The 21,729-nt window shown below is 73.8% G+C and carries 2 protein-coding genes; both read left to right on the forward strand.

All coding sequences use genetic code 11. The features are described 5' to 3' along the window. Complete coding sequence (locus tag MQV74_RS34625) at nt 1-10,803, forward strand: type I polyketide synthase (RefSeq protein WP_242726912.1); 10,803 nt, start codon at nt 1-3, stop codon at nt 10,801-10,803. Nucleotides 10,804-10,839: 36 nt separating this feature from the next. Continuing rightward, the gene (locus tag MQV74_RS34630) at nt 10,840-21,618 is read left to right on the forward strand and encodes a type I polyketide synthase (protein ID WP_242726914.1); all 10,779 of its coding nucleotides are present in this window, start codon (nt 10,840-10,842) and stop codon (nt 21,616-21,618) included. The last annotated feature ends 111 nt before the right edge of the window (nt 21,619-21,729 follow it).

Genomic DNA, 21,729 nt, shown 5'->3' on the forward strand with positions numbered 1-21,729 from the left:
ATGTCGGCGCCAGACGAGCAGGTCATCGAGGCACTGCGTGCCTCGCTGAAGGAGAACGCCCGGCTTCAGCAGGAGAACAGCACACTCGTCGCGGCCGCCGCGGAACCCGTCGCGATCGTCTCCATGGCCTGCCGCTACGCCGGTGGCATCCGCGGCCCCGAGGACTTCTGGCGCGTGGTGTCCGAAGGCGCCGACGTCTACGGCGCCTTCCCCGACGACCGGGGCTGGGACGTCGAGGGCCTCTACCACCCGGACCCCGACCATCCCGGTACGACGTACGTGCGCGAGGGCGCCTTCCTGCACGACGCCGCCCGCTTCGACGCCGCGTTCTTCGGCATCTCCCCGCGCGAGGCCCTCGCGATGGACCCGCAGCAGCGCCAGCTCCTCGAAGTGTCCTGGGAGACCTTCGAACGCGCCGGGATCGACCCGCACGCGCTGCGCGGCGGCGACATCGGCGTGTTCGCGGGCATCGTGCACCAGGACTACGCCCCCGACCTCAGCGGCTTCGAAGGGTTCCTCAGCCTGGAGCGCGCCCTCGGCACCGCGGGCGGCGTCGCCTCCGGCCGCGTCGCGTACACCCTGGGGCTCGAAGGCCCCGCGGTGACCGTCGACACCATGTGCTCCTCGTCCCTCGTGGCGATCCACCTCGCCGCGCAGGCGCTGCGCCGGGGCGAGTGCACGATGGCCCTCGCGGGCGGCTCGACGGTCATGGCGACGCCGGGCGGGTTCGTCGGGTTCGCCCGGCAGCGGGCGCTCGCCTTCGACGGCCGCTGCAAGTCCTACGCCGCGGGCGCCGACGGCTCCGGCTGGGCCGAAGGCGTGGGCGTGGTGCTCCTGGAACGCCTTTCGGTGGCCCGTGAGCGCGGCCACCGGATCCTCGCGGTCGTCCGGGGCAGCGCGGTCAACCAGGACGGCGCGTCCAACGGCCTCACCGCCCCCAACGGCCCCGCGCAGCAACGGGTGATCCGCAAGGCCCTGGCCGGCGCGGGCCTCTCCCCGTCCGACGTGGACGCGGTGGAGGGCCACGGCACGGGCACGGTCCTCGGCGACCCGATCGAGGCCCAGGCCCTGATGGCCACGTACGGGCAGGGCCGGGACCCGGAGCGGCCGCTGCTGCTCGGCTCGGTGAAGTCCGTCATCGGCCACACGCAGGCGGCGTCCGGCGTGGCCGGTGTCATCAAGATGGTCCAGGCGCTGCGGCACGGCGTGCTCCCGGCGACCCTCCACGTGGACGCGCCGACCCCGCAGGTCGACTGGTCGGCGGGCGCGGTCGAGCTCCTCACCGAGACCAGGGACTGGCCGCGGAACGGGCGTCCGCGCCGGGCCGGGATCTCCGCCTTCGGCGCCAGCGGCACGAACGCCCATCTCATCGTCGAGGAAGCCCCCGCCGAGGAGGAGCACCCCGCCCCCGAGCCGACGGGCGTGGTCCCGCTGGTGCTCTCCGCGGCCACCACGGCCTCACTGGCGGCCCAGGCCGAACGCCTCGCCGCGCACCTGGAGTCGGACGCCGACGTGGCGCCGCTCACGGCGGTCGCGGGGACGCTCGCGACGGGCCGGGCCGTCCTCGGCGAGCGTGCCGTGGTGGTCGCGGGCACGGCCGAGGAGGCGCTGACCGGGCTGCGGGCCCTGGCACGCGGCGAGCACGCGGCCGCCGGTCCGGTGACCGGTACGGGCACACCGGGCAAGGTCGTGTGGGTGTTCCCGGGACAGGGCTCGCAGTGGGCCGGCATGGGCCGTGAACTCCTGGACTCCTCCCCGGTGTTCGCGGAGCGGGTGGGGGAGTGTGCGGCTGCCCTCGAGCGGTGGGTGGACTGGTCACTCATCGACGTCCTACGAGGCGACGCCGAGCCCGAGCTGCTCGAGCGGGTGGACGTGGTGCAGCCCGCGAGCTTCGCGGTGATGGTGGGCTTGGCGGCGGTGTGGGCGTCGGTGGGGGTGGAGCCGGACGCGGTCCTCGGCCACTCTCAAGGCGAGATCGCGGCGGCCTGCGTGGCCGGGGCGCTCTCCCTCGACGACGCGGCGCGGGTGGTGGCGTTGCGGAGTCAGGCCATCGCGGCGCGGCTCGCCGGGCGCGGAGGCATGGCGTCCGTCGCGCTCAGCGAGGAGGACACGGCCGCACGCCTGGCACCCTGGGCGGACCGGGTCGAGGTCGCCGCCGTCAACGGGCCCTCGTCCGTGGTGATCGCGGGCGACGCCGAAGCCCTGGACGTGGCGCTGGAGGCACTCGACGACCAGGGCGTACGCATCCGGCGGATCGCGGTGGACTACGCCTCGCACACCCGGCACGTGGAGGACGCCCGCGACACCCTGGCCGAGGTCCTCACCGGGGTCCGCGCCCAGGCGCCCGCGGTGCCGTTCCGCTCGACCGTCACCGGCGGCTGGGTGACGGACGCCGGAGTCCTCGACGGCGCGTACTGGTACCGCAATCTGCGCGAGCGCGTGCGGTTCGGCCCGGCCGTCGCCGATCTCCTCGACCAGGGGCACGGGGTGTTCGTGGAGGTCAGCGCCCACCCGGTGCTCGTCCAGGCCATCACCGAGACCGCCGACGCCACCGACGCCGATGTCGTCGTCACCGGATCCCTGCGGCGCGAGGACGGCGGCCCCCGGCGCCTCCTGACGTCCATGGCCGAGCTGTTCGTACGAGGTGTGACCCTGGACTGGGCCGCGACGCTGCCCCCCGGGGCCGCCGCCCGGCGCGCGGACCTGCCGACGTACGCCTTCGACCACCAGCACTACTGGCTCCGGATGGCCGACGCCGCCACGGACTCCGCGTCGCTCGGGCTCACCGGGGCCGACCACCCGCTGCTCGGCGCGGTCGTGCCGCTGCCGCAGTCCGACGGCCTGGTCTTCACCTCACGCCTCTCGCTGCGCACCCACCCGTGGCTCGCCGACCACGCCATCGGCGGCGCGGTCCTCGTCCCCGGCACGGTGTACGTCGACCTGGCGGTGCGCGCCGGGGACGAGTTCGGCCACGGCCTCCTGGAGGAACTCGTCATCGAGGCGCCGCTGGTGCTGCCCGACAGCGGCGGGGTGCGGGTCCAGGTCGCGGTCAGCGGCCCCGGCGCGACAGGCGCGCGAACCGTGGACGTGTACTCCCAGCGCGAGGACGCCGCCGGCGGCGCCGAGGTGTGGACGCGGCACGCCACCGGCCTCCTGGCGGCCTCGCCGACGACGCCCGGTGCGCGCCGGGACGTCGACTTCAGGGCCTGGCCGCCGCCCGGCGCGGCACCGGTCCCGGTGACGGACTTCTACGCCGACCTGGTCGAGCGCGGCTACGCGTACGGCCCCGCCTTCCAGGGCCTGCGCGCGGTGTGGCGGCGCGGCGACGAGGTCTTCGCCGAGGCCGCCCTGCCCGAGGAGCGGCGGGAGGAGGCGGGCAGGTTCGGCATTCACCCGGCGCTCCTCGACGCCGCCCTGCACACGAACGCCTTCGCCCGCCCGGACGACGACCGCAAGGTGCTGCCGTTCGCGTGGAACGGGCTGCTGCTGCACGCCGTGGGCGCCTCCGCGCTGCGCGTGCGGGTCGCCCCGTGCGGCCCGGACGCCCTGTCCTTCCACGCCGCCGACGACACCGGCGAGATGGTCCTGACGATGGACTCGCTGGTGTCCCTGCCCGTCTCCACCGACCAGCTGGACACCGCGGCAGCGGACGGAACCCACGACGCGCTGTTCGGCGTGGAGTGGACCGAACTTCCCCTGGCGCAGGGGGACGCACCGTCCTGGGCACTGGTGGCCACGGCCGCCGACGTCACGGCCCTCACCGCAAGCACGGCCGCCCCGCCGGTGGTCGTCCTGGAGGCCTACGGCGCCGACGGCGACGACGCGGTACTCGCCCTGACCTCCCGCGTGCTGGGAGCGGTGCAGGCGTGGCTGGCCCAGGCGGGCACCGCGGAGTCCCGCCTGGTGGTCGTGACCCGGGGGGCGGTGCCCGCGGGTTCGGGTGTGGTGAGTGACCCGGCGGGGGCGGCCGTGTGGGGTCTGGTGCGTGCGGCCCAGGCGGAGAATCCGGACCGTTTCGTTCTGCTGGACACCGACCCCACGGCGGACGGCTACCTGGACGTGGTGCTGGGAGCGGTGCTTGTGGGCGGTGAGCCGCAGGTCGCGGTGCGTGGAACGAGGTACTGCGTGCCCAGGCTCGTCCGTGTCGCCGGTCGGGTGCCGGGGGCGGGGAACACATTCGGCTCTGGAAAGAGCGTTCTACTCACTGGTGGAACAGGTTCCCTGGGGGGCCTGGTGGCCCGCCATCTGGTCGCCCGGCACGGTGTGCGGCACCTTCTGCTTGCCAGTCGCCGGGGCGCGGACGCCGAGGGCGTACCGGAGCTGGTGGCCGAACTCCGCGAGCAGGGCGCGACCGTATCGGTCGTGGCGTGCGACGTCTCCGACCGCGAGCAGGTGCGGGCTTTGCTGGCCGCGGTGCCCGACGAGCACGGGCTGAGCGGGGTCGTGCACATGGCCGGTGTGCTGGACGACGGGGTCATCGGGGCGCTGACCCCGGAGCGCCTCGCGGGGGTGTTCGCGCCGAAGGTGGACGCGGTGCGGCACCTCGACGAGCTGACCCGGGGCCTCGACCTCGACGCGTTCGTGGTGTTCTCGTCCGCCGCCGCGCTCATGGGGTCGGCGGGCCAGGGCAACTACGCGGCGGCCAACGCCTACCTCGACGGTCTGATGGCGCGACGGCGCGCGGCGGGCCTGCCCGGGCTCTCCCTCGCCTGGGGCCTGTGGGAACAGGCCGCGGGCCTGACCGCACACCTCAGCAGCGTCGACCAGGCGCGGATGAGCCGCGGCGGCGTACTGGCGCTGACCCCGGCCGAGGGCCTGGGCATCCTCGACGCCGGCCTGCACATGAGCCAGGCGCTCCTCGTGCCGATCAAGCTGGACCTGCGCACGCTGCGGACCCAGGCGGCGGCGGGCGGCACGGTGCCGCATCTGCTGCGCGGCCTCGTCCGCACGGGACGGCGCGTGGCACGGGCGGCGGCCGGGGACAGCGGCGGCCTGACCCGCCGCCTCGCCGGGCTTCCCCAGGCCGACCAGGAGGCACTCCTGCTGTCCGTCGTCCAAGGCGAGGCGGGCGGCGTACTCGGCTTCAGTGGCCCCGAACTGACCCAAGGCACAAGGGGGTTCAGTGACATCGGCTTCGACTCCCTGACCGCGGTCGAGCTGCGGAACCGGCTCAGCGCGGCGACCGGAGTGAAACTGCCCGCCACCCTGATCTTCGACTACCCGACCCCCGTGGCGCTCGCCCGCCACCTGCGTGAGGAACTGGCGGAGACGGCGGACGGCGCGGCCGTCCCGACCGCTTCGTCCGCCGTCGCTGACCCCGACGAGCCGATCGCCGTCGTCGGCATGGCGTGCCGACTGCCCGGAGGCGTGAGCGACCCCGACGGCCTGTGGCAGTTGGTGAGCGAAGGCCGCGAGGGCATGTCGGGCTTCCCGGAGGACCGTGGCTGGGACCTGGAGGGGTTGTTCGACGCGGATCCCGACAACGCCGGTACGTCGTACGCCAGTCAGGGCGGCTTCCTCCAGGGCGCGGGCCTCTTCGACCCCGGGTTCTTCGGCATCTCACCGCGCGAGGCCCTCGCGATGGACCCGCAGCAGCGGCTGCTCCTCGAAGCCTCCTGGGAGGCCCTGGAGCGGGCGGGCATCGACCCGACCACGGCGCGCGGCGTTGACGTCGGCGTCTTCTCCGGCGTCTCCATCCACGACTATCTGGAATCCCTCAGCAACATGCCCGCCGAACTCGAAGGCTTCGTCACCACCGCCACGGCGGGCAGCGTGGCCTCGGGCCGGGTGGCGTACGCCTTCGGTTTCGAGGGCCCGGCGGTCACGGTGGACACGGCGTGCTCCTCGTCCCTGGTCGCGATGCACCTGGCTGCGCAGGCGCTGCGGCAGGGCGAGTGCTCGATGGCCCTGGCCGGTGGCGTCGCCGTGATGGGGTCCCCGATCGGTGTCCTCGGCATGTCGCGGCAGCGTGGCCTGGCCGCCGACGGCCGGTGCAAGGCATACGCGGACGGCGCGGACGGAACGGTCCTGTCCGAAGGCGTCGGGCTGGTGGTCCTTGAGCGCCTGTCGGTGGCCCGCGAGCGCGGCCACCGGGTGCTCGCGGTGATCCGGGGCAGTGCGGTCAACCAGGACGGTGCCTCCAACGGTCTGACCGCCCCCAACGGCCCTTCCCAGCAGCGTGTGATCCGTAAGGCCCTGGCCCACGCGGGCCTCACCCCGGCCGACGTGGACGTGGTGGAGGGCCACGGCACGGGCACCACCCTGGGCGACCCGATCGAGACCCAGGCGCTCCTCGCGACCTACGGGCAGGGTCGGGATCCCGAACGGCCGCTGTGGCTGGGCTCGTTGAAGTCGAACATCGGGCATGCGCAGGCCGCCGCCGGTGTGTCCAGCGTGATCAAGATGGTCCAGGCGCTGCGCCACGGCGTCATGCCGCCCACGCTGCACGCACAGGAGCCCACCCGCCAAGTGGACTGGTCGGCGGGCGCCGTCGAGCTCCTGACCGAGGCGCGCGCATGGCCGCGCAACGGCCGTCCGCGCCGCGTCGGGGTGTCCTCATTCGGCATCAGCGGCACGAACGCGCATCTGATCCTGGAGGAGGCGCCCGAGGAGCCGGTCGTGGAGGAGCCGGTGCCGGTGGATGTGGTGCCGTTGGTGGTGTCGGCGCGCAGCGCGGGTTCCCTGGCGGGACAGGCCGGGCGCCTCGCGGCGTACGTGCAGTCGGACACCGACGGGGTGTCCCTCGCGGGTGTGGCCGGGGTGCTGGTCTCCGGCCGGGCCGTCCTCGACGAGCGTGCGGTGGTGGTGGCGGGCACGGACGACGAGGCCCTCGCCGGACTGTACGCGCTGGCCAGGGGCGAGGACGCGGCCGGTGTGGTGACCGGTACGGGCACGCCGGGCAAGGTCGTGTGGGTGTTCCCGGGGCAGGGGGCGCAGTGGGCGGGGATGGGTCGTGAACTCCTGGACTCGTCTCCGGTGTTCGCGGAGCGGGTGGCGGAGTGCGCGGCTGCCCTTGGGAGGTGGGTGGACTGGTCACTCGTCGACGTACTACGGGGTGAGGTGGAGCCCGAGCTGTTTGAGCGGGTGGATGTGGTGCAGCCCGCGAGTTTCGCGGTGATGGTGGGTTTGGCCGCGGTGTGGGCGTCGGTGGGTGTGGTGCCGGATGCGGTGCTTGGTCACTCGCAGGGGGAGATCGCGGCCGCGTGTGTGGCGGGGGCGTTGTCTCTTGAGGACGCGGTGCGTGTGGTGGCGTTGCGAAGTCAGGCCATCGCTGGGGAGCTGGCGGGGCGGGGTGGCATGGCGTCGGTTGCCCTGGACGAGGAGGAGGCCGCCGGGCGTCTGGAGCCCTGGGCGGGACGACTGGAGATCGCGGCCGTCAATGGGCCGTCATCGGTGGTGGTCGCGGGTGACGCCGAGGCGTTGGACGAGATGCTGGAGGCGCTTTCCAGTGACGGAGTGCGGGTGCGCCGGGTGGCGGTGGACTACGCCTCGCACACCCGTCACGTCGAGGACATCCAGGGCGTGCTGGCCGAAGCGCTGGCCGGAGTGGACGCGCAGGCGCCGACGGTCCCTTTTTACTCGACTGTCACCGGTGGTTGGGTGGCGGACGCGGGAGTGCTGGACGGCGCGTACTGGTACCGCAATCTGCGCGGGCGGGTGGGCTTCGGCCCGGCCGTCATCGACCTCCTGGGGCAGGGCTACGGGGTGTTCGTAGAGGTGAGTGCTCATCCCGTACTCGTTCAGCCGGTGACCGAGGCCGTGGACGTGAGCGATGGGGATGCGGTGGTGACGGGCTCGCTGCGGCGCGAGGAGGGCGGTCTGCGGCGGCTGCTCACCTCGATGGCCGAGCTGTTCGTGCGGGGCGTAGCCGTGGACTGGCGTGGTGTGCTGCCCGTGACGGGGTCGCCGCACGTGGAGTTGCCGACGTACGCCTTCGACCACGAGCACTACTGGCTCACGCCGGTCGTGCGGGCGACCGACGCGGTGTCGCTGGGGCAGGCGGCGGTGGAGCATCCGCTCCTTGGCGCGGTGGTGCGGCTTCCACAGTCCGACGGGCTTGTCTTCACCTCGCGCCTTTCGCTGCGGTCGCATCCGTGGCTGGGTGATCACGCGCTCGGCGGTGCGGTGCTCCTGCCGACTACGGCTCTGGTGGAGCTGGCGGTGCGGGCCGGTGACGAGGCCGGGTGCGGGGTGCTCGAAGAGCTGGGATTCGAGGCCCCGTTGGTGGTGCCCGAGCGCGGTGGTGTCCGGGTGCAGGTCACGGTGGGAGCGCCGGAGGAGGACGGCTCGCGGACGGTGGAGGTGTACTCCCAGGGTGAGGGAGAGGGCGAGACGTGGAGGCGGCACGCGGTCGGGGCCCTGTCGGCGGCCGATCCGGCCGGTGGTGGCGGCCCCCGCTTCGACTTCACGGCCTGGCCGCCACCGGGCGCCGAGCCGCTCGGGACCGGGGACTTCTACGCCGACCTGGCCGAGCGGGGCTACACGTACGGCCCGGCGTTCCAGGGTGTGCGGGCGGTGTGGCGGCGCGGCGACGAGGTCTTCGCGGAAGTCGCGCTGCCCGAGGGGCAGCACAAGGACGCGGGTGGCTTCGGCCTGCACCCAGCCCTCTTCGACGCGGCCCTGCACGCGGGGGTGTTCGCCGGCCTCGGCGATGACGCCTCCGGGGACCTCCAGCAGCCGCGGCAGCCGCTCGACTGGCACGGCCTGGTGCTGCACGCCGCGGGTGCCTCGGCGCTTCGGGTGCGGCTCGTGCCCGGCGGGCCCGACGCCGTGTCGCTGGAGGCGGCGGACGAAACGGGTGGCCTGGTGGTGACGGCGGACTCGTTGACGTGGCGGGAGGTGTCCCTCGACGAGGAGGAGACGGAGGACGCCGTGGCCGCCGATTCGCTCTTCGGCGTGGAGTGGACCGACCTGCCCCAGGTGCGGGGAGCGGGTGCGTCGCTGTCATGGATGCCGGTGGCCGCCGCCGATGAGGTGGCGACGCTGACGGAGGAAGTGGCGTCGGGCGCGGCAGTCCCGACGGCGGCGGTCCTTGAGGCCTTCGGAGGTGCCGGCGAGGGCGCGGTACTCGCCCTGTCCGCAAGGGTGTTGGACGTGGTGCAGGCCTGGCTGTCCGGGGCCGGTGTCGAGGACGCGCGGCTCGTGGTCGTGACCCGGGGCGCGGTGCCCGCGGGCGAGGGCGCGGTGACGGACCCGGCGGGAGCCGCCGTCTGGGGCCTGGTGCGGGCCGCGCAGGCCGAGCACCCGGACCGGATCGTCCTGCTGGACCTCGACCCGGGCTCCGGCGACGGAACGGGATCCGTACTGGACACGGTGTTGGGGGCTGTCCTCGCCGCCGGGGAGCCCCAGATCGCGGTGCGCGGAGGGACCTTCTCCGTTCCCCGGCTCGTCCGGGAAGCCGCGCAAGGGGCGGATGGCGAGGCGCTGTTCACGCAGGGCGGGACCGTCCTCATCACCGGCGGCACCGGGGCGCTCGGCGGCCTGGCGGCCCGGCACCTCGTCACTCGGTACGGCGTACGGCATCTGCTGCTGGCCAGTCGTCGGGGCGCGGAGGCGGAAGGCGTGGCGGAGCTGGTGGCCGAGCTCGCCGAGCTGGGTGCGGTGGCATCGGTGGTGGCGTGTGACGTGTCCGACCGTGACCAGGTGAAGGCCTTGCTGGCGGGCGTACCGGACGAGCACCGGCTCACCGGCATCGTGCACACCGCGGGTGTACTGGATGCGGGCGTCATCGAGACGCTGACGCCGGAGCGTCTTGAGCGGGTGTTCGCGCCGAAGGTGGACGCGGTGCGGCACCTGGACGGGCTGACGCGTGAACTGGGTCTGGATCTCGATGCGTTCGTCGTCTACTCGTCCGTGTCCGGCGTCTTCATGGGGGCGGGCAGTGGCAGTTACGCGGCCGCGAACGCCTTCCTGGACGGTCTGATGGCCAAGCGGCGGGCGGCGGGTCTGCCCGGCCTGTCCCTGGCCTGGGGCCTGTGGGAGCAGACCAGCGGCATGGCCGCCCACACCGACGACCTCACTCGCAATCGGATGAACCGCAGGGGCGGCCTGCGAGCGATGACGCTGACGGAGGGCATGGAGCTGTTCGACGCGGCCGTGGGCTCCGGGCAGGCCCTGCTGGTACCGGCCAGGCTGGACCTGCGGGGCGTCCGCGCCGACGCGGCGGCCGGGGGCGGGGTGCCGCACCTGCTGCGCGGCCTCGTCCGCGCCGGACGGCAACAGGCGCGGGCGGCGGGCGGTGGCGACGCGCGGCGCCGCCTGACCGACCGGCTCGCCGGGCTCGCGGCGGCGGAGCGGGAAGCCGTGCTCCTGGATCTGGTCCGGGGCCGGGCCGCGGCCGTGCTCGGACACGCCGGGCCGTCAGGGGTGCGCGCGGACCTGGCGTTCAACGAGGCCGGGTTCGACTCGCTCACGGCGGTGGAGCTGCGCAACCGGCTGCGCGAGGCGACCGGCCTGAAGCTGCCCGCCACCCTGGTCTTCGACTATCCGAACCCGCTCGCCCTGGCCCGGCATCTGCACCGAGTACTGCTCCCGGACGGCGACGCGGGCGGTGCCACGGGCGGTGCCGCGAGCGGACAGGAGCCGGACGAGGCGCGGCTGCGGCAGGCACTCGCCTCCGTCCCGCTGGCCCGTTTCCGGGCGGCCGGACTGCTGGACGCCCTGGTCGAGCTCGCCGCCACGGGCGACGCCGGACCGGGCACGGGCGCGACCGACGGGGCCGAGGGGGCCGAGGGGGCCGACGGCACGCGGGCGATCGCCGAGCTGGACGTCGACGACCTCGTGCACCTGGCGCTCGGCGACTGAGACCTTCCGAAACCGCTGGCTGATTGGGGAATTCAAGTGAGCGCGTCGTATGAAACAGTCGTCCAGGCGCTACGGAAGTCGCTGGAAGAGGTCGGCTCGCTGAAGCAGCAGAACCGGCAGCTCCGCGACGCTTCCCGCGAGCCGGTGGCGATCGTGGGGATGGCGTGCAGGCTGCCGGGCGGTGTTGCGGGCCCCGAGGACCTGTGGCGTCTGGTGTCCGAGGGCCGGGACGCGGTGTCGGGGTTTCCCGAGGACCGGGGCTGGGACCTTGAGGGCCTGTTCGACGCGGACCCCGAAAGCACGGGCACGTCGTACACCCGGCAGGGCGGTTTCCTCCACGAAGCCGGTCTCTTCGACGCGGGGTTCTTCGGCATCTCCCCGCGCGAGGCCCTGGCGATGGACCCGCAGCAGCGGCTGCTCCTCGAAACGTCCTGGGAGGCCCTGGAAGCGGCCGGGATCGACCCGGGCGCGCTGAAGGGCGCCGATGTCGGGGTGTTCTCCGGGGTGTTCACCCAGGGGTACGTCGCCCCGGGGGCCGGCGGAGTGACGACGGAGGTGGAGGGCTTCGCGGGCACCGGCGGCTCGACGAGTGTGGCGTCGGGCCGGGTGTCGTACGTGCTCGGTTTCGAGGGTCCGGCGGTCACGGTGGACACGGCGTGCTCGTCGTCGCTGGTCGCGATGCATTTGGCCGCGCAGGCGCTGCGGCAGGGCGAGTGCTCGATGGCCCTGGCCGGGGGCGCGACCGTGATGGCGACACCCGGGGCCTTCGTGGAGTTCTCCCGGCAGCGGGGCCTGGCCGCTGACGGACGGTGCAAGGCGTTCTCGTCGTCGGCGGACGGCACCGGCTGGGCCGAGGGCGTGGGCGTGGTCGTACTGGAGCGCCTGTCGGTGGCCCGGGAGCGCGGCCACCGGGTCCTGGCCGTGCTGCGCGGCAGCGCGGTCAACCAGGACGGCGCCTCCAACGGCCTGACCGCCCCCAACGGCCCCGCGCAGCAGCGGGTGATCCGCGGAGCCCTGGCCCACGCGGGCCTCGCCCCGGCCGACGTGGACGTGGTGGAGGGCCACGGCACGGGCACGACCCTGGGCGACCCGATCGAGGCGCAGGCGCTCCTGGCGACGTACGGGCAGGGTCGGGATCCCGAACGGCCTCTGTGGCTGGGCTCGTTGAAGTCGAACATCGGCCATGCGCAGGCCGCCGCCGGTGTGGCGGGTGTGATCAAGATGGTGCAGGCGCTGCGGCACGGGCTGCTCCCGGCGACTCTCCACGTGGACGCGCCCACGCCCCAAGTCGACTGGTCCCTGGGTGCGGTGGAGCTCCTGACGGAGGCGCGCCCGTGGCCGCGCGACGGGCGCCCGCGCCGGGCCGGGGTGTCCGCGTTCGGCATGAGCGGCACGAATGCGCACCTGATCCTGGAGGAGGCACCCGAGGAGCCGGCCTCGGAGGGGTCGGAGTCGGGGGGTGTGGTACCGCTGGTGGTCTCGGCGCGAAGCCGGGCCTCACTCGCGGGCCAGGCGAAGCGCCTCGCCGCCTACCTGGAGTCGGACACCGCCGACGGGGTGTCACTGGCCTCGGCGGCCGGAGCCCTGGTGGCGGGCCGAGGGGTGTTCGGCGAGCGCGCGGTGGTGGTGGCGGGTTCGGCGGACGAGGCCCTCGGCGGCCTGTGGGCGCTGGCGCGGGGCGAGAGCGGCCCGCACCTGGTGTCGGGCAAGGCAGGTGCGCCGGGCAAGGTGGTGTGGGTGTTCCCGGGGCAGGGGTCGCAGTGGGCGGGGATGGGTCGTGAACTCCTCGATGCTTCGCCGGTGTTCGCGGAGCGGGTGGGGGAGTGCGCGGCGGCGTTGGAGCGGTGGGTGGACTGGTCACTCGTCGACGTACTACGGGGTGAGGTGGGTCCCGAGCTGTTTGAGCGGGTGGATGTGGTGCAGCCCGCGAGTTTCGCGGTGATGGTGGGTTTGGCTGCGGTGTGGGAGTCCGTCGGGGTTCGGCCGGATGCGGTGCTTGGTCATTCGCAGGGTGAGATCGCGGCCGCGTGTGTGGCGGGGGCGTTGTCTCTTGAGGACGCGGCGCGGGTGGTGGCGTTGCGGAGTCGGGCCATCGCGGCGGGGCTGGCCGGGCGCGGAGGCATGGCCTCGGTCGCTCTGAGCGAGGCGGAGGCTCTGGAACGGCTTGGGCCCTGGGCGGACCGGGTGGAGGTCGCGGCCGTCAACGGGCCGTCGTCCGTGGTGATCGCAGGAGACGCCCGAGCCTTGGACGAGGCACTGGAGTCCCTCTCCGGTGACGGCATCCGCACCCGCCGCGTGGCGGTCGACTACGCCTCCCACACCCGCCACGTAGAGGACATCCAGGGCACCCTCGCCGAGGCACTGGCGGAGGTGAGCGCGCAGGCGCCGACGGTCCCCTTCTACTCGACTGTCACCGGCAATTGGGTGGCGGACGCGGGAGTGCTGGACGGGGAGTACTGGTACCGCAACTTGCGCGGGCGGGTGGGCTTCGGCCCGGCCGTCCTCGACCTCCTGGGGCAGGGCCACGACGTGTTCGTAGAGGTGAGCGCCCATCCCGTACTCGTGCAGCCGGTGACCGAGGCCGTGGACGCGAGCGATGGGGATGCGGTGGTGACGGGCTCGCTGCGCCGGGACGAAGGCGGTCTGCGGCGGCTGCTCACCTCGATGGCGGAGCTGTTCGTGCGGGGCGTAGCCGTGGACTGGCGTGGTGTGCTGCCCGTGACGGGGTCGCCGCGCGTGGAGTTGCCGACGTACGCCTTCGACCACCAGCACTACTGGCTCAAGCAGGTCGCGGAGGCCACCGACGCGGCGTCGCTGGGGCAGGCTGCGGCGGAGCATCCGCTCCTGGGCGCGGTGGTGCGGCTTCCGCAAACCGACGGGCTCGTCTTCACCTCGCGCCTTTCCTTGCGGACGCACGCCTGGCTGGCCGACCACAAGGTCGGTGGCCTGGCGCTCCTGCCGGGTACGGGTCTTGTGGAGCTGGCGGTGCGGGCCGGTGACGAGGCCGGGTGCGGGGTCCTGGACGAGCTGGTGGTTGAGGCTCCGCTGGTGGTGCCCGAGCGGGGCGGAGTGCGGGTGCAGGTGACCCTGGCCGCGCCCGGGGAGCACGGCTCGCGCGCGGTGGAGGTGTACTCCCAGCGCGAGGACGACGCCGACAGTGATACGTGGACGCGGCACGCCACCGGCCTCCTCTCGGCCACGGTCCGGCCGGGTGACGGTACTGACGTGGACTTCGCCGTCTGGCCGCCGCGCGGCGCGCAGCCGGTCGACGTGGGTGACTTCTACGAGGTGTTGGCCGAGCGCGGTTACGGCTACGGTCCGGCGTTCCAGGGTGTGCGGGCGGTGTGGCGGCGCGGTGACGAGGTGTTCGCGGAGGTCGCCCTGCCCGAGGAGCAGCGTAAGGAAGCAGCCCGGTACGGCATCCATCCCGCGTTGCTCGATGCGGCGCTTCAGGCGGGCACGCTCGGTGCGGCGGCGGAGGACGACGGGGTGCCGGTGCTGGCCTTCGCGTGGAACGGTCTGGTGCTGCATGCGGCCGGGGCTTCCGCGCTGCGCGTGCGGGTCGCGCCCAGTGGCCCGGACGCGCTGTCCGTGCAGGCTGCCGACGAGACTGGTGCTCTGGTCGTGACCATGGACTCGCTGGTGTCCCGGCCGGTGTCCGTGGACCAGGTGGAGGCCGCGACGGTCGCCACCTCGCTGTTCCACGTGGACTGGACCGAGCTGCCCTCGGCGCGGGGACCGGCACCGTGCCCGCCGTGGGCGCCGGTGGCCAGCGCCGCCGACGTGGCGCTCCTGGCCGGTGAGGTGCCCGTGACGGGCGCCCTGGAAGCCGGTGACGGGCCTGTGGTGGGCGTCCTGGAGGCGGTCGGCGGTGACGAGGACGACGCCGTGCTGACGCTGACGTCCCAGGTCCTCGCGGTGCTCCAGGCGTGGCTGGCCGAGACGGCCCTCGGGGAGTCGCCCCTGGTGGTGGTGACCCGGGGCGCGGTCGCCGCCGGTGGCGAGGACATGGTCACGGACCCGGCGGCGGCCGCGGTGTGGGGCCTGGTGCGGGCCGCGCAGTCCGAGCACCCGGACCGGATCGTCCTGGTGGACACCGACCCCACGGCGGACAGCACGGTGGACGCGGTGCTGGGAGCGGTCATGGCCAGCGGGGAGCCGCAGCTCGCGGTGCGCGGGGCGGCTCTGTCCCTGCCCCGGCTCGGCCGTGTCGCCGGTCATGTCACGGACGGTCCGGCGGTGTTCGGGCCGGAGGGCACCGTCCTCGTCTCGGGCGCCGGATCGCTGGGCGCCCTGGTGGCCCGCCACCTCGTCACCCGGCACGGCGTGCGGAGCCTGGTCCTCGCCAGTCGGCGGGGCCCGGACGCCGAGGGAGTACCGGAGTTGGTCGCCGACCTCACCGAGCGGGGCGCGACGGTGGCGGCGATCGCCTGTGACGTGTCCGACCGCGACCAGGTGAAGGCCTTGCTGGCGGCCGTACCGGAGGAGCACCGGCTGACGGGTGTCGTGCACACCGCGGGCGTGTTCGACGACGGGCTCATCGAGGCGCTGTCCCCGGAACGGCTCGCGGGGGTGTTCGCGCCCAAGGTGGACGCGGTGCGGCACCTCGACGAGCTGACGCGCGACCTGGACCTGGACGCGTTCATCGTGTTCTCGTCCGTCGCGGGCCTGTCCGGCGGCGCCGGACAGGGCAGCTACGCGGCGGCCAACGCCTACCTCGACGGGCTCATGGCGGGCCGCCGGGCGGTGGGCCTGCCCGGCCTCTCGCTGGCATGGGGCCTGTGGGAGCGGAGCCTCGGCATGGCCGGTCACCTCACCGACGTCGACCAGGCGCGGGCGAGCCGCGGCGGTGTGCGGGCGATCGCGGCGGCCGAGGGCATGGAGCTGTTCGACGCCGCCGCGGGGTCCGGGCAGGCGCTGCTCGTGCCGGTCAAGCTGGACCTGCGGGGCGTGCGCGCTGCCGCGGCGTCCGGCGGAGCCGTGCCCCCTCTGCTGCGCGGCCTCGTCCGCGCGGGCCGCCACCTGGCACGGGCGGCGGGCGCCGGGGACGGGCACCGGCAGCTGTCCGCGCGCCTCGCCGGGCTCGCGGGGGTAGAGCAGCAGGCCTTCCTCCTGGATCTGGTGCGGACCGAAGCCGCGGTCGTGCTCGGGCACGCCGGGCCGGGAGGCGTACAGGCGGAGACCGCGTTCAGGGACGCCGGGTTCGACTCGCTCACGGCGGTGGAGCTGCGCAACCGGCTGCGCGGGGCGACCGGCCTGAAACTGCCCGCCACGCTCGTCTTCGACTACCCGACCCCGCTGGCCCTGGCCCGCCATCTGCGCGACGAGGCGGCCGACGACACGGCCGACGCGTCGCAGACGCCGACGCGCCCGACGGCTGCGGCGGCCGACACGAATGAGCCGATCGCCGTCGTGTCGATGGCGTGCCGGTATCCGGGTGGTGTGGGGTCGCCGGACGAGTTGTGGAGGCTGGTGGCCGACGGGGTGGACGCGGTCTCCGGCTTCCCGGAGGACCGGGGCTGGGACTTGGAGGGGTTGTTCGATCCGGACCCTGATCATGCCGGTACGTCGTACACGAGCCGGGGTGGTTTCCTGCGCGGGGCGGGTCTCTTCGACGCGGGGTTCTTCGGTATCTCCCCGCGTGAGGCCCTGGCGATGGACCCGCAGCAGCGGCTGCTCCTGGAGACCTCCTGGGAGGCGTTGGAGCACGCGGGCATCGACCCCCTGTCACTGAAGGGCACCGACGTCGGGGTCTTCACCGGCGTGGCCGGCCAGGGCTACGGCACCGGAGTGATCGCTCCGGAGGTCGAGGGCTTCGCGGGCACGGGCCTCGCGGGCAGCGTCGCGTCGGGCCGGGTCTCGTACGCGTTCGGCTTCGAGGGCCCGGCCGTGTCGGTCGACACCGCCTGCTCGTCCTCCCTTGTGGCGATGCACCTGGCGGCGCAGGCCCTGCGGCAGGGCGAGTGCTCCATGGCCCTGGCCGGGGGCGCGATGGTGATGGCCACACCCGGTGCCTTCATGGCGTTCTCCCGGCAGCGGGGGCTGGCCGACGACGGGCGGTGCAAGGCGTTCGCGGACGGCGCGGACGGCATGGGCCTCGCCGAGGGCGTGGGTGTCGTACTCCTTGAGCGTCTTTCGGTGGCGCGCGAACGCGGGCACCGGGTCCTGGCCGTGCTGCGCGGCAGCGCGGTCAACCAGGACGGCGCGTCCAACGGCCTGACCGCCCCCAACGGCCCCTCCCAGCAGCGGGTGATCCGCAAGGCCCTCGACACGGCGGGGCTCACTCCCACGGACGTGGACGTGGTGGAGGGCCACGGTACGGGCACGGCCCTGGGCGACCCGATCGAGGCGCAGGCCCTGCTCGCGACGTACGGACAGGGCAGGGACCCGGAACGGCCGCTGTGGCTGGGCTCGTTGAAGTCGAACATCGGGCATGCGCAGGCCGCCGCGGGTGTGGCCGGTGTGATCAAGATGGTGCAGGCGCTGCGACACGGCGTCATGCCGCCCACGCTGCACGTCCAGCAGCCGTCGAACCAGGTGGACTGGTCGGCGGGCGCCGTCGAGCTGCTGACCGAGGCCCGCGCGTGGCCGCGGAACGGTCGTCCGCGCCGGGCGGGTGTGTCGTCCTTCGGCGTGAGCGGCACGAACGCGCATCTGATCCTGGAGGAGGCCTCGGACGAGCCGGTCTCGGAGGCTGCCGTCCCCATGGGCGCGGTGCCGCTGGTCGTGTCGGCACGGAGCCGGAGGTCGCTGACGGAGCAGGCCGCTCGCCTCGCGGAGTTCGTCGAGGACGCCGCTGGCGAGGCCCCGCTGGCCGACACGGCCGGGGCGCTGGTGTCGGGCCGGGGGACCTTCGGCGAGCGCGCGGTGGTGATCACCGACTCGGCCGAGGAGGCACTGACCGGACTGCGGGCCCTCGCCCGGGGTGAAAGCGGCCCGCATCTGGTGTCGGGCAGTGCGGGTATGCCGGGGAAGGTGGTGTGGGTGTTCCCGGGGCAGGGGGCGCAGTGGGCGGGGATGGGTCGTGAGCTCTTGGACTCGTCTCCGGTGTTCGCGGAGCGGGTGGCGGAGTGTGCGGCTGCCCTTGGGAGGTGGGTGGACTGGTCGCTCGTCGACGTACTACGGGGTGAGGTGGATCCCGAGCTGTTTGAGCGGGTGGATGTGGTGCAGCCCGCGAGTTTCGCGGTGATGGTGGGTTTGGCTGCGGTGTGGGCGTCGGTGGGTGTGGTGCCGGATGCGGTGCTTGGTCATTCGCAGGGGGAGATCGCGGCCGCGTGCGTGGCGGGGGCGTTGTCTCTCGAAGACGCGGCGCGTGTGGTGGCGTTGCGGAGTCGGGCCATCGCGGCGCGGCTGGCCGGGCGCGGAGGCATGGCCTCGGTCGCTCTGAGCGAGGCGGAGGCTCTGGAACGGCTTGGGCCCTGGGCGGACCGGGTTGAGATCGCGGCCGTCAACGGGCCGTCGTCCGTGGTGATCGCAGGAGACGCCCGAGCCTTGGACGAGGCACTGGAATCCCTCTCCGGGGACGGCGTCCGCACCCGCCGTGTGGCGGTCGACTACGCCTCCCACACCCGTCACGTAGAGGACATCCAGGACACCCTCGCCGAAGCGTTGGCAGGCGTGGACGCGAAGGCCCCGGTGGTGCCGTTCTACTCGACCGTCACCGGCGGCTGGGTGGAAGATGCCGAGGCCTTGGACGCCGGGTACTGGTACCGCAATCTGCGCGGTCAGGTGCGGTTCGGTCCCGCCGTGGCCGAGCTGCTGAGACAGGGGCACGGCGCGTTCGTGGAGGTCAGCGCTCACCCCGTACTGGTCCAGCCGATCACCGAGGTCGTCGATGCCGCCGACAGTACGGCGGTGGTGACGGGCTCGCTGCGGCGCGAGGAGGGTGGTCTGCGGCGGCTGCTCACCTCGATGGCGGAGCTGTTCGTGCGGGGCGTAGCCGTGGACTGGCGTGGTGTGCTGCCTGTGACGGGGGCGCCGCGCGTGGAGTTGCCGACGTACGCCTTCGACCACCAGCACTACTGGCTCACACCGGGCGCGGAGCCGACCGACGCGGCGTCGCTGGGGCAGGCCCCGGCCGATCACCCGCTCCTTGGCGCGGTGGTGCGCCTTCCGCAGTCCGACGGGCTGGTCTTCACCTCGCGCCTGTCCTTGCGGGCGCACCCGTGGCTGGCCGACCACGCGATCGGCGGGGTGGCGCTCCTGCCGGGTACGGGTCTTGTGGAGCTGGCGGTGCGGGCCGGTGACGAGACCGGGTGCGGGGTCCTGGAGGAGCTGGTGGTCGAGGCTCCGCTGGTGGTGCCCGAGCGTGGCGGGGTGCGGGTGCAGGTGGCGGTGGGCGGACCGGGCGAGACGGGTTCGCGCCCGGTCGAGGTGTACTCCCAGCGCGAGGACGACGCCGACAGTGATACGTGGACGCGGCACGCCACCGGCCTCCTCTCGGCCACGGCCCGGCCGGACGATGACGGTACCGGCTTCGACTTCGCGGCCTGGCCGCCGCCGGGCGCGGAGCCGGTGGAGGTCGGCGACCTGTACGGCGACCTCGCCGAGCGCGGTTACGGCTACGGTCCGGCGTTCCAGGGTGTGCGGGCGGTGTGGCGGCGCGGTGACGAGGTGTTCGCGGAGGTCGCCCTGCCCGAGGAGCAGCGCAAGGAAGCAGCCCGGTACGGCATCCACCCCGCGCTCCTCGATGCGGCGCTTCAGGCGGGCACGCTCGGTGCGGCGGCGGAGGACGACGGGGTGCCGGTGCTGGCCTTCGCGTGGAACGGGCTGGTGCTGCATGCGGCCGGGGCTTCCGCGCTGCGTGTACGGGTTGCGCCCGGCCGTCAGGACGGCCTGTCGGTCGAGGCGGCGGACGAGACCGGTGGTCTGGTCGTGATCATGGACTCGCTGGTGTCCCGGCCGGTGTCCGCCGACCAGGTGGGAGCCGCGACGGTCGCCACCTCGCTGTTCCACGTGGACTGGACCGAGCTGCCCCCGGTGCGAGGGGCGAGCTCCGCGCTGTCGTGGATGTCGGTGTACGCCGCCGACGACGTGGCGATGCTGGCGGACGAGGTGGCATCGGGCGCGGCCGTGCCGATGGCGGCGGCCTTTGAGGCCTTCGGCGGTGACGGAGAGGACGCGGTACTCGCCCTGTCCACAAGGGTGTTGGAGGTGGTTCAGGCGTGGCTGGCCGGGGCCGGTCTTGAGGAGTCGAGGCTCGTCGTGCTGACGCGCGGCGCGGTGCCCGCCGGGGACGGCACGGTGACGGATCCGGCGGCGGCCGCGGTCTGGGGTCTGGTGCGGGCCGCGCAGGCCGAGAACCCGGACCGCCTGGTCCTCCTCGACCTCGACCCGGCCGCCGACGACGACCCGGGCTCCGTGCTGGACATGGTCCTCGCTGCCGTACTCGCCACTGGTGAGCCCCAGATCGCGCTCCGGGGCACGGAGCTGTGTGTGCCTCGGCTCGCCCGCGTATCGGATCAACTGGCAGACACACAGGCTTCGTTCGGGGCCACGGGGACCGTGCTCGTCTCGGGTGGCGGGTCGTTGGGTGCCTTGGTGGCCCGGCATCTCGTCGTCCGGTACGGGGTGCGGAGCCTGGTGCTGGCCAGTCGTCGGGGTGCGGATGCCGAGGGTGTAGGGGAGTTGGTCGCTGAGCTGGCCGAGCGGGGTGCGGTGGTGTCGGTCGTGGCGTGTGATGTGTCCGATCGCGATGAGGTGAAGGCTTTGTTGGCGGCCGTGCCGGAGGAGCACCGGTTGACGGGTGTCGTCCATACGGCGGGTGTCTTCGATGCCGGTGTGATCGGGGCGTTGTCCGCGGAGCGTTTGGCGGGGGTGTTCGCGCCGAAGGTGGATGCGGTGAGGCATCTGGATGAGCTGACGCGGGATGCGGGGCTGGAGGCGTTCGTCGTGTATTCGTCGGCTTCGTCCGTCTTCATGGGGGCGGGCAGTGGTGGCTATGCGGCGGCGAACGCGTTCCTGGACGGCTTGATGGCGCATCGGCGGGCCTCGGGCCTGCCCGGCCTCTCGCTCGCCTGGGGCCCCTGGGAGCAGACCACCGGCATGGCGGACACCATCGACGACCTCACCAGGACGCGAATGAGCCGTCGTGAGGGACGCGGCGGTGTCCTGGCGCTCAAGTCCGGTGAAGGCATGGAGCTGTTCGACGCGGCCGTCGCGTCCGGGCGGTCGCTGCTCGTGCCGGTCAAGCTGGACCTGCGGGAAGCGCGTGCGGACGCGGCGGCCGGAGGCGTTCCGCCCCTGCTGCGCGGCCTCGTCCGCGCGGGCCGGCAGCAGGCCCGGGCGGCGGGGGGCACCGGCGGCGACCACCGGCAGCTGTCCGAGCGCCTGACCGGGCTGCCCGCGGCCGAGCGTACGAAGTTCCTGCTGGACCTGGTGCGTGCGCAGGCCGCGGTGGTGCTCGGGCACGCCGGGCCGTCGGCTGTGCGCGCGGACCTGGCGTTCAACGAGGCCGGGTTCGACTCGCTCACGGCGGTGGAGCTGCGCAACCGGCTGCGCGAGGCGACCGGCCTGAAGCTGCCCGCCACGCTCGTCTTCGACCATCCGACGCCACAGGCCCTCTCCGCCTACCTGCTCGGCGAACTCGCCCCCGGCAGCGCGTCCCCCGCCGATCCGGTCCTGGCCGGACTCGCCGGGCTGGAGGCGGCCATCGACGCGGCGGCGGACGACGAGGAGGCCCGGGACCGGATCACCGTACGCCTGCGGGAGCTGCTGAAGGCGGCCGAGGCGGCGGGCAGCGGTGACGCGGCGGACGAGGACCTCGACACCGCGAGCGACGAGGAGCTGTTCGCGATCTTCGACCGGCTCGACTGAGCCGGACCGCACGGCCCTTCGCGTCCCGTCCACGGCACGCGAAGGGCCCCACACCCCCAGCGGGCGAAGAGCCCCACCCGCAGCAATCGCACACGTCGAATTCCTGGGAGC

Origin of the sequence: Streptomyces sp. AN091965, assembly GCF_022698285.1 — a bacterium.
Classification (GTDB): Bacteria; Actinomycetota; Actinomycetes; order Streptomycetales; family Streptomycetaceae; genus Streptomyces.